Here is a 15,471-nt window from a genome sequence, read left to right on the forward strand (position 1 = left end):
GTTAAGGGCCGGTATATGGCAGGGGACAGCCAATTTCCGGGTGCTTGACCGTATTTTCAGCGGTTTTCCGGCCCTGCGGGGCGTTTCCTGGAGGCGGACAAGATGTCCGCGCACCCGGGAATGGGCCTCGGCTTCATCGGAAGTTACCGGGATGGTTTATGCGGCGTAAATTTGGCGCGATCCGGAGCGCGGACTTCCAGTCCGCTCTTGGAATCGCAGCGGTTGCAGGATGGGAAGAGCGGACATCGCGACATGCAAGCATGTCGCTGTGATGTCCGCGCTCCGATATCCCTCACACCGGCTGGGCCGAGTCGAGCCGGTAGGTCCAGGTCTCCGTCAGCGTCTCCGAGCCCAGGCGCAGGAAGGCTCGCAAATCGACGTCCTCGCCGGGCGGCGGCTCGGCGTCGAAGCTCGCCCTCACCCCGTTGATGGCGGGATTGGCCACCACGGAAGGGCCCGAGACCGTGCCGTTCGAGCCCCAGATCACCAGCTCGATCTTGCTGACGTCGAGGGCGACGTCCTTCAGACGGTCGCCGACGAAATCGATCAGGAAGCGGGTGACGCTGGGCTTGCCGGCGGTGGTGGCGGCGGCATTGTGGGTTTCGAACGTGGCATAGGCTTGGCCGCCCTGATGCAGCGGACCGGCAACGGCATGGATGACATAGGAAATCTGGGTCTCGCTGCCGGCCTTGGGCTGGATGTCAGGCACCCAGGTGGCAACGACATTGTCGTCGGTCTCGGCATTCGAATGCAGTTCCACCAGCACCACGCGCCCCTGCCCGAGCCGGCTCTTCATCTCGACCCAATAGCCGGGGCGCTTGTCGTAGAGAGCCTCCAGATCCTGGTAACTGCCGAAGGCACGGTCGCGCTGGAGGAGACCAAAACCCTTGATGTCCTTGGAAAAGAAATTGGCGACGGAATTGCGCGTGGGGTTGCGCAGCGGACGCCATAGCCATTCCCCGCTCTCGGACTGGATGGCCAGCCCGTCGGAATCATGCACTTCGGGGCGGAAGTCCCGCGGGCGGTTGAGGGTATTCTCGCCATAGAGGAACATCGAGGTCAGCGGTGCCAGGCCCATCTCCTTGAGGTCCTTGCGCGCGAAGAGGGTGGCCTGCACTGCGACATCGTCACCGGTGCCGGGCTCGAAAGTAAAACGATAAGCGCCGGTGACGGAAGGGCCGTCGAGCAGGGCATGCACGGCGATGCTGCCCTGGCCGGCCTGCGGCGTCTCGACCCAGAATTCGACGAAATCGGGAAACTCCTCGCCCGGCCCGCCCGAGCCGAGCGAAAGCCCGCGCGCGGAGAGGCCGTAGTGCTGCCCCTTGCCGAGGAAGCGGAAATAGCTGGCGCCCAGGAAGGCGGCGAGCTCGTCCATCTTGCCGCTGTGATTGAGCGGATAGAGCAGGCGTATGCCGGCAAAACCCAGCGAGGTCGGCAGGCCTTGCGGCGGCCCCCTGTCGCCGAAATCGAACAGATCGGGCGAATAGAACAGCGGCTTGACGGTGCCATCGGCCACCAGATTCACCTTGGCCTGATGCTTGAAGATGCTGCCGCGATGGAAGAGCTGCAGGCCGAAATTCGAGCCGCCGTCACGCAGCAAGGTACGGTCGGTGCGGAAGTTGATACGACGGAAATCGTCATAGCTGAGCTGGCTCAGGCTTTCGGGCAGGGCATCCCCGGGGCCGACATAGGGCTTGGCCGCCAGCTCCCTCGCCTTCGCGATCACCATCTCCGGACCGAAGGCATCCGTGGCGGCAAGGGCACCGCCCCATCCGGTCGCCAGGCTCGCACAGGCCGTTCCGGCCAGTTGCAGGGCGGCACGTCTGGTCAGATCCATGTCAAAGCATTCCCATGTCAAGGCCGGAACACCAGCGAAGGCATTCACGGCCGCAATTTTACGTTAGGGGAATTGGGCCCTGCCAAAATGGCTGGATTTTGTTGCAAAAATGACGCGGCGGGGGTGCTGTTCCCTAGAGCAAAGCGCGTTCAGGCGTGAACGCTTTTTTGCTCTCACTCTTTGGTTCGACGCGTCTTTGCGATTCTTGGTGATTCCATCAAATCACAAAACGCTTTAGGGATCGGCCCAGCGCCATCCAGGACGCCCGACCTTGCAGGACGGCGCAGGACACGCGGTGTGCCGGTCTTCATGCCGGCATTGTCCCCGCCGGCAAGCGCTTCGGCACGGATAGGCAGAGCGGAAATTGCCGGTCTGAAGACCGGCACACCACGCCCGAGCCCGCTTAGCCACCTCCCGAAAATGCTGTCAATTGCAGCGGGTTTTTTCTACCCTTCCAGGACACCCCGACGATCCCTGGGAAATGCGCAGCCTGAGACGGGTTTCCCCAACCGCAAGGACCCCGATTCATGTCTCAGACCGGCCGCCCATCCTTTCTCAGGAGCTTCCTCGCCACCGAGGCGGCCGGCGGCATCATCCTGATGGCGGTGGCAGCGCTCGCCCTGATCGTGGCCAATTCCCCGCTCGGCGAAGCCTATTTCCACACGCTCCACCTCTATGTCGGCGGCCTCAGCCTGCTGCACTGGATCAATGACGGGCTGATGGCGCTGTTCTTCCTGCTGGTAGGCCTGGAGATCAAGCGCGAGGTGCTGGACGGGCAATTGTCGAGCTGGCCGCGCCGGGCCCTGCCGGGCATCGCCGCAATCGGCGGCATGGTGGTGCCGGCCCTGATCTTCGTGGCGGTCAACTGGCGGGCCGAGGGCACCCTGCAGGGCTGGGCCATTCCCTCGGCCACCGACATCGCCTTCGCCCTCGGCGTGCTCGCTTTGCTCGGCCCGCGCGTGCCGGCCTCGCTGAAAGTCTTCCTCACGGCGCTCGCCATCATCGACGATCTCGGCGCGGTGGTGATCATCGCCCTGTTCTATACCGCCTCGCTGAATATCTGGATGCTCAACGGCGCCTTCCTCGTTCTGGTGGTGCTTTCCGTGATGAACCGGCGCGGCGTCACCTTCCTACCGGCCTATCTGGCGCTCGGCGCGGTGTTATGGGTCCTGACCTATCTGTCGGGCGTACATGCCACGCTGGCCGGCGTGGCGCTTGCCTTCACCATCCCGCTGCGCCGCAAGGGCGGGCACGAGCATGATCACACACCGCTGCACAAGCTCGAGCACGGGCTGCACCCCTGGGTAACCTATCTGATCGTGCCGGTCTTCGGCTTCGCCAATGCCGGCGTCGCCCTCGGCGGCCTGTCGCTCGGCAATTTCGTCGATCCCGTCACGCTCGGGGTGACGCTCGGCCTGTTCGTCGGCAAGCAGATCGGCGTCTTTGCCTTCGCGGCCCTCGCCATCCGGGCCAACTGGGCCGAACTGCCAGCCAATGCCAGCTGGCGCCATCTCTACGGCGTGGCGCTGCTCTGCGGCATCGGCTTCACCATGAGCCTGTTCATCGGCGGCCTTGCCTATGCCAATGCCCCGAACCTGCTCGACGAGACCAAGATCGGCGTGCTGCTGGGCTCCATCCTTTCGGCCATATTCGGCGCAATCTTGCTGCGAACCACCAAGCCGCAACACTAAACGTTCAATTGCATGCGGCGGCGCACAATGATATTCCAGCGCGCCGCTCCCATATGGGAGACGGTTGTACATCCGACAATTCACGGAGAAGGACTTAAGACAGTGGGTTACAAGGTCGCCGTCGTGGGCGCCACAGGCAATGTGGGCCGCGAGATGCTGAACATTCTGGCCGAGCGGGCGTTCCCCGCCGATGAAGTGGTTGCTCTGGCTTCGCGCCGCAGCCTGGGCACGGAAGTTTCGTATGGCGACAAAACGCTGAAAACGCGGGACTTGGCCACTTATGACTTCTCCGACACCGACATCGCGCTGATGTCGGCCGGCGGTGACGTATCCAAGGAATGGTCGCCGAAGATCGGCGCGCAGGGCTGCGTCGTCATCGACAATTCCTCGGCCTGGCGCTACGACGCCGACGTACCGCTGATCGTTCCGGAAGTGAACGCCGATGCGGTCGCAGGCTTCTCGAAGAAGAACATCATCGCCAACCCCAACTGCTCCACCGCCCAGCTCGTGGTGGCGCTGAAGCCGCTGCATGATCGCTTCGGCATCAAGCGCGTCGTCGTCGCCACCTACCAGTCGGTCTCCGGCGCGGGCAAGGAAGGTCTCGACGAACTCTTCGCCCAGACCAAGGCCATCTATGTCAACGACGCGGTCGAGCCGAAGAAGTTTCCCAAGCGCATCGCTTTCAACGTGATCCCGCATATCGATGTCTTCATGGAAGACGGGTACACGAAGGAAGAATGGAAGATGGTGGCCGAGACCAAGAAGATCCTCGACCCCAAGATCAAGCTGACCGCGACCTGCGTGCGCGTGCCGGTGTTCATCTCCCATTCGGAAGCCGTGAACATCGAATTCGAGAAGCCGGTGACGGCGGACGAAGCCCGCGAGATCCTGCGTTCGGCGCCGGGCTGCCTGGTGATCGACAAGCGCGAGCCCGGCGGCTACATCACGCCCTACGAGGCCTCGGGCGAGGATGCCACCTACATCTCCCGCATCCGCGAGGACATCACGGTGGAGAACGGCCTGGACATGTGGGTTGTCTCCGACAATCTGCGCAAGGGCGCCGCGCTCAACGCGATCCAGATCGCCGAGGTGCTGATCAACCGCAAGCTGCTTCCGGCCAAGAAGAAGGCGGCCTGAGGTTTTGACGTTTGAAAGCCGCCGTTCGGGCAACCGGACGGCGGCTTTTGTTTTTCGAGCAAGGTGCAATTTCTCCGAATCGCACTTCTTCTCTAACTCTTTATTTCAACGCGTTTTCTTGATCGAAAAGTCTATCGGCTTTTCTGGAAAACGCTTTTGAGCTCCCATGTCCAGCGCCGATTCCGCCGTTCACCGTCCCGCCCTGCCGTCCTCCGTGCTGGCGGCCCTGTTCGTGCCCTTGTGGTCGACGGGCTTCGTCACGGCGCGGTTGGTGGCCCCCCATGCCGAGCCGCTGACCTTTCTCGGCCTGCGCTTCGTGGCGGCGGGGTTGCTGCTCGGCGTCTATGCGTTGTGGAGCGGCGCCTCCTGGCCCCAGAACGGCCGGGCCTGGCTGGATGCGCTCGTGGCCGGCCTGCTGATCCATGGCCTCTATCTCGGCGGCGTGTTCTGGGCCGTTTCACACGGCCTGCCTTCGGGCATATCGGCGCTCATCGCCGGCCTGCAACCGCTGCTCACCGGTCTCCTCTCCAGGCCGCTGCTCGGCGAAGAGGTCTCGCGCCGGCGTGCGCTCGGCATCGTCATCGGCGCGGCCGGCGCCGGGTTGACCCTTATTCCCAAGCTCGGCGCGAGCGGGGATGGCGGCATTCCGCTTGTTCCACTGCTCGTTTGCCTGGGTGGCATGGTGGCGATCACGCTCGGCACCATCTGGCAGAAGCGGCGCGGGCGCGGCGCCGATCTCGCCACCAACACCGCCGTGCAATATGCCGGCGCCATGGTGCCGATCGTCATCGGCGGCCTCGCGACCGAGAGCGGCCATTTCGACTGGGCCTCCGTCGCCGCCTGGACGGGCCTCGCATGGTCCGTCTTCGGCATGTCGATCGGCGCCATCCTGCTCCTGATGGTGCTGATCAAGCGCGGCGCGGTGGCCCAGGTTGCGGCGCTGCTCTATTTGGTACCCGGTGTCTCCGCCCTGATGGCCTGGGGCATGTTCGGCGAAGCCCTCACCCCCATCCAGATCGCCGGCCTCGCCATCGCGGCACTCGGCGTGGCGGTCGCCAACAAGGGATAGCTTCCTCGCGGCACATCAAATCGGAAGCCGGCGAAACTGCCCGCCTCTGCCGGGGCGCGGACACTTCAACCGGCTTCGACGACGAACATCCTCGCTTGCTGGGCTTTTCGGCGTTCGGCCTTGATCGGCGCATACTTTTCGGAATTGTAGAAGGCCAGCGCCTGGGCCAGGGTCGGAAACTCGAACACGCCGGCCATGGGAAGAGGCGTCTCATCGCCCTCAAGCACCTGTGCGACACGGCCGAAATGCAGAATCCGTCCGCCAGCCTCCTGCAGAGCCGCCTGAAAGCGAGGGGCGAGTGCTGCCTGCTTGGCTGGGTCTGTCACCCGCAGATTGACATGCACATATGCGGCCATGGCAAAATCTCCAAATAATGTATATACAGTATTGCGGTCCCACCCGGTTGTCGAGAGTGCCAACGTGAGCAGGCTTGATCCAGAATCTCTCAAGGACATTGCCGCGGAATGTCCGGGCTTTCGGGCTCGCGCGACCGCCCGGGCGGTCACGCGTTATTACAACGCCTGCTTCAAGCCGCTCGGGCTGACGGCCGAGCAATTCAGCCTCCTGGTTGGAATTGGAGCGTCCGAAGCAGCGACACTCGTTGACCTTGCAATCAGCGCCGGAGTCGATGCGACGACACTCAGCCGAAACGTTCAGAACCTGGAGGCACGAGGTCTGGTCCGCGCCGAAGGTGGCCGTGGCCGCGCAGGAAAGCGGCTGGAATTGACCGAGTCCGGGCGCGGCCTCCTCACACAGGCATTTCCCGTATGGAAATCGGCCAAGACCAAACTGTCTCGCCATATGGGCGATGAACGCCTTCGGTCGGCAACACAGGCAATGGCGGAATTAGCCGAGGCTGCGGCGCGGGCATAGAGTCCGCGCACTCCCCTACCTTACTGGCCGTAGGTCGCGGTAATCGTGGCCGAGGCCAGGGCATTGGCGCGGATCATGAAACCGATCATCGCGCCGCTGGCCGTGGCAGGCAGATCCAGCTTGGGCACCTTCAGCGCGGTGATCGTCAGGACATAGCGATGGGCTGGGCCGGGTGGCGGGCAGGCGCCCATGAAAGCGGGCATGCCGGCATCGTTGCGCCCCTGGACCGTTCCCGCTGGCAGCGCCTTGCCGTCCCCCGCCCCGGACGGCAGGGATGTCGCCGAGGCCGGAATGTCGTACACGATCCAGTGCCACCAGCCCGAACCCGTCGGCGCATCGGGATCGTAGAGCGTCACCGCATAGCTCCTGGTGCCTTCGGGCGGGTTCTTCCAGTTCAAAGCGGGCGAGACGTTTCCGCCCGAACAGCCGAAGACGTTGGACACCTGTGCCTTGGCGAGTACAGCTCCCTCGCCAATATCGGCACTCGCCAGTTCAAAGGCCGGAGCGGGCTGGGTGGCGGCAAATCCCAGCGCCACGGCGCTGGCCAGGATGTATTTCATGATTGAGCTCCCTTCGTTCAGGGAAGCGATCCTGTCATCCCGTTGGCATCGCGGTAGCGCCATCCAGCTCGAATTCCGTGCCGTTCCGATCAAACTCACGATGGTGACCTCTGATTTCGCTGGGTGCAAAACCAAAGCGACTGCGGAACCGCACAGAAAAACGGGAGGCGGAGTCATAACCGACATCGAGGGCAATCCGTGTAACCGGCTGGTCGGTCGATTGCAGCAGATAGAGCGCAGCCGTCATGCGGACATCGATGAGCAGGCCAGTGAAGCTGGTGCCGCGTTCGGCAAGATGGCGGCGCAGGCTCGGCTCGCTCATGCCGATCGAGGCTGCGACCGGGGCGGCACGCCAGGAACGAGCCGGCTCGGCCACCAGCATCCGGCGCAGGCGCGCCACGAGATCGTTGCCGCCGCGCAGTTCGAAACCATAGCCGAACCCATCCAGCCAAAGCAGGATCTCGCGCACACGCGCCGCGGCCACCGCCTCAGGCAAGGTCTCCCGTTCCGCGATGGCCCGCGCCGCGACATCGCAAGCGTGCCGGAACGCTGCGGATGGATCGACAAGGACCTCGATCCTGCGCAGGGGCGGAACATTGGCGACCCGCAGATCCCGAAAGAGAGCAGGCGCGAAATTCAGGGCGACGGCGCGATAGGGGCCGTCGGATGCCGGCTGGTTAATCACGTCGAAATCGCAGCCGTCCGGCACCAGCACGATCTGGCCGGCCGAGGCCGTCAGCTCGACGCCATCGCTGCGGATGATCTTGCGGCCCCTCTCGACCAGCACCAGGCCGGGGCCATCGGAAGCGAGCCTGCGGCACAGCAGCGAGGCGTGCTGCACCACCTCCGCCGCACTGCCGATACCGGACCACGAACGGATCGTCCGGCCCAAGGCCAGATCGCCCCTGGAGATATCGCTCTTGCTCACCCTCTTCGCCTCGCATCAAGACAGCACGACCGCCCCAGGCACGCTGCCTCCAAAGGCAGGCACCCCTTCAGGCAAGCCGGGCGACCCAAATCGTCGCCCCGCCGCAATCGGGATCTTCCATCACGTGGGAGATGACATCAAAGCCGTTGCTCTCCAGCAGGTGGCGGTATTCCCGCACATCCAGGCTGCCGTGATAGAGCGGCTCGCCCTGAAATGTGCCGACTGCCTCGCCATGCCCGGTACCGCTGGTGAAGATCAGCACCGCCTTCGGATTCGCATGCCGGCGAAAGATCGGGAACATCCCCCTCTGGTCCGCCGGCGGGAGATGGAAGAGGCTGTTCCAGGCGATGATGCCGTCGAAAGTCCGGCCAAGCGCCAAGGTTCGCATGTCGCCGGCCAGCCAGTCGTGGCCCTGGAAGCGCGCCTGGCAGAGCCCGACCAGGGCGGGAGCAGCATCCAGGCCGGTCACCCGATGCCCCCGTTCGATGCAATGGCGGGCGACCGGCTCGCCAGCACCGCAGCCGATATCGAGGATAGAAGCCTGCACTGCCGGCAGAAGCGCCAGGAACCGGTCGAACCAGGCCTCCTCGAGGAAATGCCGACGCCGTATTTCGTCCCAGGCATCGGCATGGGCTTCGTAAAGGCTGACGACCAGGTCTGCGGGGCCCCTACCGCCAGGCCGTTTCGCCCCGGATGGCATTCATCAGCCGCCCTGGTAGATATAGTAGCGCACGCCGTTGCCGGGGTCGATGAAGCTGGTCTTGGTGCGGTCGCGCACCTTCTGCCCGGCCGTGAAGCGGCGGCAGCGCCCATCGGCCATGTGGTTGTCGAACTCGCGCTGGAATTGCTCCCCTGAAGCATGCAGCGTGCCGACATGCTGCTGGGTGCGGCAAGCCACGATGGGCCGCTCCAACCCGCGCGTCACCGTCTCCACCTTCGGCGGCGTGGTGGAACAGGCGCCCAGCATGGCGAGCGGGGCGAAAAGTGTGCACAGACGGAACATCGGGGGTCCTTGAGCGAGTGGGAGGCCTATTGTCCCACGACCGCATCGTGGCAGCACACGCAGAGCTTGTTGCCATCGAGGTCGCGGAAATAGGCGCCGTAATAGTCGGCATGATACTCGGGCCGCAGTCCGGGCGCACCCTCATCCGTGCCGCCATGGTTAAGGGCCGCTTGCCAGGCCCGAGCCACGGCGGGCCGGTCCGGCGCCAGAAGGGCGACCATCGGACCGTTGCCGGGTGCTGGTACCTGCCCGTCGAAGGGCCGGCCGATCAGGAAGATCGGGCGCGAGACGTCCGGCCTGACCCAACCCGCCCAAGGACGCTGATTGGGCCGCTCATCCTCGCGAAAGCGCAGCACCAGTCCCAGCTCCGTCAGCACGGCCTCCTAGAGCAAAGCGCGTTGATGGCTCAACGCTTTTTTCTCTAACTCCTTGGTTCGACGCGTCTTTGCGATTCCAGACGACTTCGTCAAATCGCAAAACGCTATGGAAATGAAAGGCCCTGTCGAAATCGCCGACGCCGAGGAAGGTGTGCGAGATCAAAGACCTACTCCACCGTTACGGTGCTGAGGTCCTCGAAGCGGCTGAACAGAGCCAGATCGTCGCGGTGGATCATCTCGCTGGGGCCGGCCCAGCCGAGCACGTCCTCGATGCTGCGGCTCTTCTTGCCGGCGATCTGGGCCGCCTCGCCGATGTCGTAGGCCACCAGGCCGCGGCCGATCTCGGCACCGGAGGGATCGCGGATGATCACCGCGTCACCCTGCGAGAAGGTGCCCTCCACCCGCTTCACCCCGGCCGGCAGCAGGCTGGCACCGCCGCGCAGGGCCTTGGCGGCGCCGGCGTCCACATGCAGCGTGCCGCGCGGTTCAAGATGGCCGACGATCCATTTCTTGCGGGCAGTGACGGGATTGGAGGGGGTGAGGAACCAGGTACAGGGTCCGCCTTCCTCGATGCGCAGCAGGGGCTGCTCCACCTTGCCCGAGGCGATCACCATGGTGGTGCCGCCGCCCACCGCGATCTTGGCCGCCTCGACCTTGGTGCGCATGCCCCCGCGCGAGAGCTCGGAGCCGGCATCGCCGGCCACGCCCTCGATCGCGGCGGTGATGCGCTGCACCACCGGGATCAGGGTGGCGGCGGGGTCGAGATGCGGCGGCGCGGTATAAAGGCCGTCAATGTCGGAGAGCAGCACCAGGCAGTCCGCCCCGGCCATGGTGGCGACGCGTGCGGCGAGCCGGTCATTGTCGCCATAGCGGATCTCGGTGGTGGCGACGGTATCGTTCTCGTTCACCACCGGAACGCAATTGAGCTCGAGAAGCTTGTCGATGGTGCGGCGGGCATTGAGATAGCGCTTGCGCTCCTCGGTATCGCCGAGCGTCACAAGGATCTGGGCCGCTGTCAGCCCCTGCGCACTGAGGGTCTCGGCCCAGGCCTGCGCCAGCCCGACCTGGCCGACGGCCGCCGCCGCCTGGCTCGATTCCAGCGCCAGCGGGCCCTTGGGCAGTTGCAGGAGCGTGCGCCCCAAGGCGATGGCGCCGGAGGAGACCACGATCACCTCGGCGCCGCGCTGGGTGTGGCGGGCGAGATCGGCCACCAGGGAAGCCAGCCATTCGCGGCGCAGCTTGCCCTTGGCCTGGTCGACCAGCAGGGAGGAGCCGATCTTGACGACGATACGACGGAAGGTACTGAGTTCGGGCATGGCGGGACGGAGCTGAAGCGTGGTGGGAGGCGCGGTGGCAAGGCAACCGTACCGGTCAACACGGCCTAATGCGGCCAGCGCCGTTCGACAAGCGCAAACACGAAGCAGCGGTGGCAGATCGGGGCCGGCAGGGCGCCCCCAGTTGGCGCCCGTCCCGCCAGGTCACTTCACTTCCTTTCCTCGCTCACCAGAAGCAACACCTTGATGTCCGTCTTGGGCACGTAGTTCTTCACCACCATCTCGAACGTGGTCGGGCCGATCTTCTTCACGCCTTCGCCGCAGAAGGACACCAGCGTCTTGGGATCGCCCTTGTCGACCACCAGGCGGAAATCGCCGATCGGGCCGGCCCAGTTGCCGCCGGAGGTGATGACATAGGCCAGATATTGTTCGTAGCTGACGAAGGTCTTGCCTTCATCGGCCGAAGCGCGCTTGCGCAAGGCTGCCGCCGCCTTGGTGAAGGCCGCATCGGTGCAGAAATCCTTCTCGTAGGACTTGCGCTGCTTGGCATCGAGATCCGGCGAGCCGAAGACGAGAGACGAGACGCCGCCATGGCTGGGCACGTAGTCCTGCTGGACGATCACGTCCTTGCCGGCCGGGAACACCTGCTTGCGCCAGAATTTCGAGCGCAGGGTCCAGAGCGGGTAATAGACTTGGCGTTCGCCCTTGTCGTCGGCGTTGTAGCTGTCCTGATAGACGATGTCGGCATCGGCCAGGGCCTTGCGATCGGCTTCGCTGAGGGCATTGATGGCCTTCTCGGTCGCCTCGATGGTCGGCAGCATCGGAATCTTGAGAGTTTTCAGCCTGTCGGTGATCTCGACATCGGGCTTGCCGTCCGTGCCCTTCATGAAGGCGCGCTGCTCGACCTGCGATTCCACCGGCTTGCCGTCGACCTTGGTGGTGAACTTCAGGAAATTGTCGCTGGTGGGATCGGGAATGTCGGTGATGCCGCCGGGCCCGTCGCCGGTGATGTCGGGCATCGGAAAGGCTACCAAGGCCTCATAGTCGGCATTGGTGAGGTTGCGGAAACGATAGCTGATCTTCACCGCCTTGATCGACAGATAGAGATCCTCGGAGACGAGCGCGATCTTGTCGGTCTTGGTGAGCACGAGCCCGCCGGCATCGAGAGAGGCCAGGGTGTCGTCGGCCCGCGCGGGCGATGCCAGCAGGGCGGCAAGAACGGCAATGGCCGGGATGAAACGGGGCACGAACGACTCCTCACAACAACATGAAACAAGCGCGACGAGCATATAGGTGTCACCTCCCCGGACACAACGTCACGACATGGCTCAGGGGAGTGTTCGCGCATGGCAATCGTGATCACAGCCCAGATCTGAACCCTTCTATTCTTTGCGACTCTATCTTGTGGCTAAGCTCATCGGGACGATCTTAGGGCTTGGCGGTATGGTAGGAGGAATGCAACAAATAGATCAGGGAACATGAAACGTCGGCTTTAGCGGACAATCAAACCAACGGATCGCGCAAAAGCCTGTTTCGGATAAAACAAGGGGTCGTCAATGGCACGCAGCGCAAGCCGCTCTCGCTCCGGTGCAGCACAAACCCGCCACAGCCAGGCGGCGGCGCTGATCGGCCAGCGCATCGTTGCCGGAGAATGGGCGGTCGGCATGGCACTGCCGACGGAGGCCGACCTCTCGCGCGAACTCGACGTCTCCCGCGCCTCGCTGCGCGAGGCCATCAAGCTCCTGGCCGGCAAGGGCCTGCTCTCCTCCACCCCGCGCCGCGGCACCATCGTGCAGCCCCATGCCAATTGGAACCGGCTCGATGTCGATGTCCTGGTCTGGCAGACCTCGGGCGGCGCGACCAAGAGCTTCGTCAAGGACCTGTTCGAGCTGCGCCGCATGATCGAGCCGGAAGCGGCCGCCCTCGCCGCCCTGCGCGCCACGCCGGAGCAGCGGGCCGCCATCGCCGAAACCTTCGAGGCGATGGCCAATGCCGAGGACATTCAGCTTTCCATCGACGCGGATCTCGCCTTCCACCGCGCCATCGTGCGGGCCACCAACAATGTGCTGCTGGCCGCCTTCCAGCCGGCGATCGAGGCTTCGCTCGCCGTGTCCTTCAAGGTCTCGCGTGCCGGCAATGTGTTGCTGCCCTACACGGTGCCGATGCACCGCGCGGTAGCCGAGCCGATCCTCGCCGGCGATGCCGACGGTGCCCGCAAGGCGATGCTCGCCCTGCTCGACCGCTCCGAAACGGATGCGGAAAGCGCGGCCGTCGAAGACAAGAACTGATACCAGCGGTCTTGGTGCTTGTCCGGTCAAGCACCGTCATTGCGAGCGTAGGGAAGCAATCCAGGAATTGTGGCCGCCACGTTTTCCACCCCTGGATTGCTTCCCTACGCTTGCAATGACACAGAGGCAGATATCGCTGCCGCCAGTATGAATAGGCAAGAAAAAAGGCCCAGCCCGTCTTCGCGCACGAGGGGGACGACGGGCTGGGCCTTTTCATGGATCCGAAGATCGACCCGATCAGTAGGGGTTGACCACCTGCGCATCGGCGATGCGCGAAGCTGAGCCGAAGTCGAGATTGTAGATGTCAGGACGGAAATGGGCGGTGCCGTCCGGCGTGACATAGGCGGTCATGTAGACCCAGTGCACCGGAACGCGGTCCGGAATGGCCTGGTCCTTGCGGGCGCCGGTCGCAATCTCCTGGCCGACGCGCTTGGCGTCCCAACCGGAGCCGAGCAGCCAGGCGGCGAGATCGTTCACGCCCTGCACGCGCACGCAGCCATGCGAGAAGAAGCGGTCGACCGAGCCGAACAGGCGCTTGGACGGCGTGTCATGCATGTAGACCGAATCCGAGTTCGGCATCTGGATACGCAGCTGGCCGAGCGAATTGCCGGCGCCATAGGCCTGGCGAATAGTGTAGTTGGCAGCCTTGCCGCTCGACCAGTCGATCGTCTTGGGATCGATGGTGCGGCCCGAACCGTCGATCACCGACATCCTCTGGCGCGAGAGATAGGAGGGATCGCGCACCATATGCGGGCCGATTTCCTTCTTGATGATGGATTGCGGCACCGTCCAGGTCGGATTGAAGTTGATGGCGCTGATGGTGGCGTCCACCTCGGGCGAGGGATTCTGCGGACGGCCGACCACGGCGATGTAGCGGCGCGCCACCTCGCCATTCTCGATGGCCTCGACCTGGGCGCTCGGGATGTTCACCACCACATAGCGGCGGTTGAAATCGATGAAGCGGGCACCGACCCGCTCCATGTTGTGGCCGATCTGGACCAGGCGGTGCTGCACCGAGACGGCCATCTGGGCGCGGGTGCGTTCATCGATCTTGCCGGTGGCCTGCAGGCCGTAGCGCTGCTGGAAGCGGCTGACGGCAGTGGTCAGCCTGGCATCCCATTTGGGATTGTCGCGCTCGGATTCCGGCAGGTCCTTCTCCATCACCAGGCGCTGGCGCAACGCCAGCACGGCACTGCCCGTGGCCCCCTGGGACAAGCCGGCGGGCGGAGCAGCGGGGAAGCCGCCATTGCGGGCGATCTGGGCATAATATTGCGACAGGCCGTTGAGACGGTCGAGCGAGCCGGCATCGAATGTCGGCATCGAGGACCAGGGCGTGGCCGGGATCTTGATCGGCGTCGAGGCGGCGTAGGACGGACCGGCTGGAACCGGCTTCTTGGCGACCTTGGGCTTGGCCGGCGTGGCGGCAGGCGCCGCGGGGGCAGCATTGTCGGCTGCTGCGGGAGCCGTCGGAGCCACGGGAGCGGCAGGTGCCGAGGCATCGGGAGCCGAGACCGTCGCCGCCGGTGCAGGAGCAGCCGGTTCAGGAGCAGCCTGCGCGGCCGGCGCCGGAGCGGGGCTGGCGGGCTGGGGCGCCTCAGCGGCAGCAGCGGGAGCGGCCGGGGCAGCAGGTGCCTCAGGAGCCGCAGGCGCGGCAACCGGAATGTCCGCCGTTGGCGGGGTGCTGTCCTGTGCCAAGGCCGGCGAGGCCAGAACCAGGGCCAAAACGGAAACGGCGGCCAGAACAAGAGGGGTAGGCTGCTTCATAGCAGGAACTTCCACGCTGGTTGCCGAAACGTAAGGTCCGGCACAAAAAGGGATCATAGGCAGCCCTCTATCACGCGACCGGGCCGCGCGGTATGGCCGCCACAGTCTTGCCGCACGATTGTCGGACGGCGTGTCCGATTAACCACATCAGCACTATGTGCTCCGAACTTAATCCGAAGTTTTGGCCTCAAAAGGGCAGAGCTTCTTCATAGCCGAGCAGGGTTAACAGAAGATATGCCGGTCAGGAGCGCCCTCCCTCCCGCGCAGCCAGGGCATAGAAAAGGCGCGGTTGCCTTCTCCCCCTTGCGAGGAAGGACAGCCGCGCCTTTCGAGATCGGGAAAAATGGCGCTTGAGGTCAGCGCGTCGCCACCGGTTTTTCGCCGCGATAATCGTAGAAGCCGCGCTTGACCTTGCGGCCGAGCCAGCCGGCCTCGACATATTTCACCAGCAGCGGGCAAGGCCGGTATTTGGAATCGGCCAAGCCCTCATGCAGCACCTGCATGATCGACAGGCAGGTGTCGAGGCCGATGAAATCAGCCAGCTGCAACGGGCCCATGGGATGATTGGCACCGAGCCGCATCGCCATATCGATGGATTCGACCGTACCGACGCCCTCATAGAGCGTGTAGATCGCCTCGTTGATCATCGGCAGCAGGATGCGGTTGACGA

16 protein-coding genes are annotated in these 15,471 nt (G+C 64.4%); 5 read left to right on the forward strand and 11 right to left on the reverse strand.

From position 1 onward, the window contains the following. Positions 1-292: 292 nt before the first annotated feature. Positions 293-1,837 (reverse strand): glucan biosynthesis protein, encoded by a 1,545-nt coding sequence (locus QM672_RS26175; RefSeq protein WP_415086121.1) that lies wholly within the window; start codon positions 1,835-1,837, stop codon positions 293-295. 527 nt (positions 1,838-2,364) lie between these two features. Between QM672_RS26175 and nhaA the strand changes: the two genes are divergently transcribed. The 3 genes from nhaA to QM672_RS26190 all read left to right on the forward strand — a co-directional run bounded on the left by nhaA (position 2,365) and on the right by QM672_RS26190 (position 5,734). Further along, the gene (gene nhaA / locus QM672_RS26180; protein WP_415086123.1) at positions 2,365-3,528 is read left to right on the forward strand and encodes a Na+/H+ antiporter NhaA; all 1,164 of its coding nucleotides are present in this window, start codon (positions 2,365-2,367) and stop codon (positions 3,526-3,528) included. 102 nt (positions 3,529-3,630) lie between these two features. Continuing rightward, entirely contained in the window at positions 3,631-4,665 is a 1,035-nt protein-coding gene (locus tag QM672_RS26185) for an aspartate-semialdehyde dehydrogenase (RefSeq protein WP_311935718.1), read from the forward strand. 166 nt (positions 4,666-4,831) lie between these two features. After that, entirely contained in the window at positions 4,832-5,734 is a 903-nt protein-coding gene (locus QM672_RS26190; protein ID WP_415086125.1) for a DMT family transporter, read from the forward strand. Positions 5,735-5,799: 65 nt separating this feature from the next. On the opposite strand, the gene QM672_RS26195 is transcribed toward QM672_RS26190, so the two are convergent. Beyond that, entirely contained in the window at positions 5,800-6,090 is a 291-nt protein-coding gene (locus QM672_RS26195) for a DUF1330 domain-containing protein (RefSeq protein ID WP_311935712.1), read from the reverse strand. 64 nt (positions 6,091-6,154) lie between these two features. Here QM672_RS26195 and QM672_RS26200 point away from each other — a divergent pair, with 64 nt between their 5' ends. Beyond that, positions 6,155-6,607, forward strand: a complete 453-nt coding sequence (locus QM672_RS26200) for a MarR family winged helix-turn-helix transcriptional regulator (RefSeq protein WP_415086127.1) — start codon at positions 6,155-6,157, stop codon at positions 6,605-6,607. 20 nt (positions 6,608-6,627) lie between these two features. On the opposite strand, the gene QM672_RS26205 is transcribed toward QM672_RS26200, so the two are convergent. The 7 genes from QM672_RS26205 to QM672_RS26235 all read right to left on the reverse strand — a co-directional run bounded on the left by QM672_RS26205 (position 6,628) and on the right by QM672_RS26235 (position 11,996). Beyond that, entirely contained in the window at positions 6,628-7,167 is a 540-nt protein-coding gene (locus QM672_RS26205) for a YbhB/YbcL family Raf kinase inhibitor-like protein (RefSeq protein ID WP_311935706.1), read from the reverse strand. Positions 7,168-7,201: 34 nt separating this feature from the next. Further along, the gene (locus QM672_RS26210) at positions 7,202-8,095 is read right to left on the reverse strand and encodes a helix-turn-helix transcriptional regulator (protein ID WP_415086130.1); all 894 of its coding nucleotides are present in this window, start codon (positions 8,093-8,095) and stop codon (positions 7,202-7,204) included. Positions 8,096-8,162: 67 nt separating this feature from the next. Continuing rightward, entirely contained in the window at positions 8,163-8,795 is a 633-nt protein-coding gene (locus QM672_RS26215) for a class I SAM-dependent DNA methyltransferase (RefSeq protein ID WP_415086132.1), read from the reverse strand. 3 nt (positions 8,796-8,798) lie between these two features. Continuing rightward, on the reverse strand, positions 8,799-9,098 hold the full coding sequence (locus QM672_RS26220) for a hypothetical protein (RefSeq protein ID WP_415086134.1): 300 nt from the start codon (positions 9,096-9,098) through the stop codon (positions 8,799-8,801). 26 nt (positions 9,099-9,124) lie between these two features. Further along, positions 9,125-9,475 (reverse strand): VOC family protein, encoded by a 351-nt coding sequence (locus QM672_RS26225; RefSeq protein WP_415086135.1) that lies wholly within the window; start codon positions 9,473-9,475, stop codon positions 9,125-9,127. Positions 9,476-9,642: 167 nt separating this feature from the next. After that, complete coding sequence (gene proB / locus QM672_RS26230; RefSeq protein ID WP_415086137.1) at positions 9,643-10,791, reverse strand: glutamate 5-kinase; 1,149 nt, start codon at positions 10,789-10,791, stop codon at positions 9,643-9,645. A 167-nt stretch (positions 10,792-10,958) separates the two neighbouring features. Continuing rightward, positions 10,959-11,996 carry a DUF4424 family protein gene (locus QM672_RS26235; protein WP_311935685.1) on the reverse strand — a complete coding sequence of 346 codons (1,038 nt, stop codon included), beginning with the start codon at positions 11,994-11,996 and terminating at the stop codon, positions 10,959-10,961. 309 nt (positions 11,997-12,305) lie between these two features. Between QM672_RS26235 and QM672_RS26240 the strand changes: the two genes are divergently transcribed. Then, on the forward strand, positions 12,306-13,037 hold the full coding sequence (locus QM672_RS26240) for a FadR/GntR family transcriptional regulator (RefSeq protein ID WP_322435270.1): 732 nt from the start codon (positions 12,306-12,308) through the stop codon (positions 13,035-13,037). Positions 13,038-13,274: 237 nt separating this feature from the next. Here QM672_RS26240 and QM672_RS26245 read toward each other — a convergent pair whose 3' ends face one another. Then, positions 13,275-14,801 carry a L,D-transpeptidase family protein gene (locus QM672_RS26245; protein ID WP_367625973.1) on the reverse strand — a complete coding sequence of 509 codons (1,527 nt, stop codon included), beginning with the start codon at positions 14,799-14,801 and terminating at the stop codon, positions 13,275-13,277. Between the two features lie 356 nt (positions 14,802-15,157). Further along, a partial coding sequence (locus QM672_RS26250; protein WP_415086140.1) for a 3-hydroxyacyl-CoA dehydrogenase family protein occupies positions 15,158-15,471 on the reverse strand: 314 nt, incomplete at its 5' end.

The organism is Labrys sp. (in: a-proteobacteria) (genome assembly GCF_047605565.1).
GTDB lineage: Bacteria > Pseudomonadota > Alphaproteobacteria > Rhizobiales > Labraceae > Labrys > Labrys neptuniae.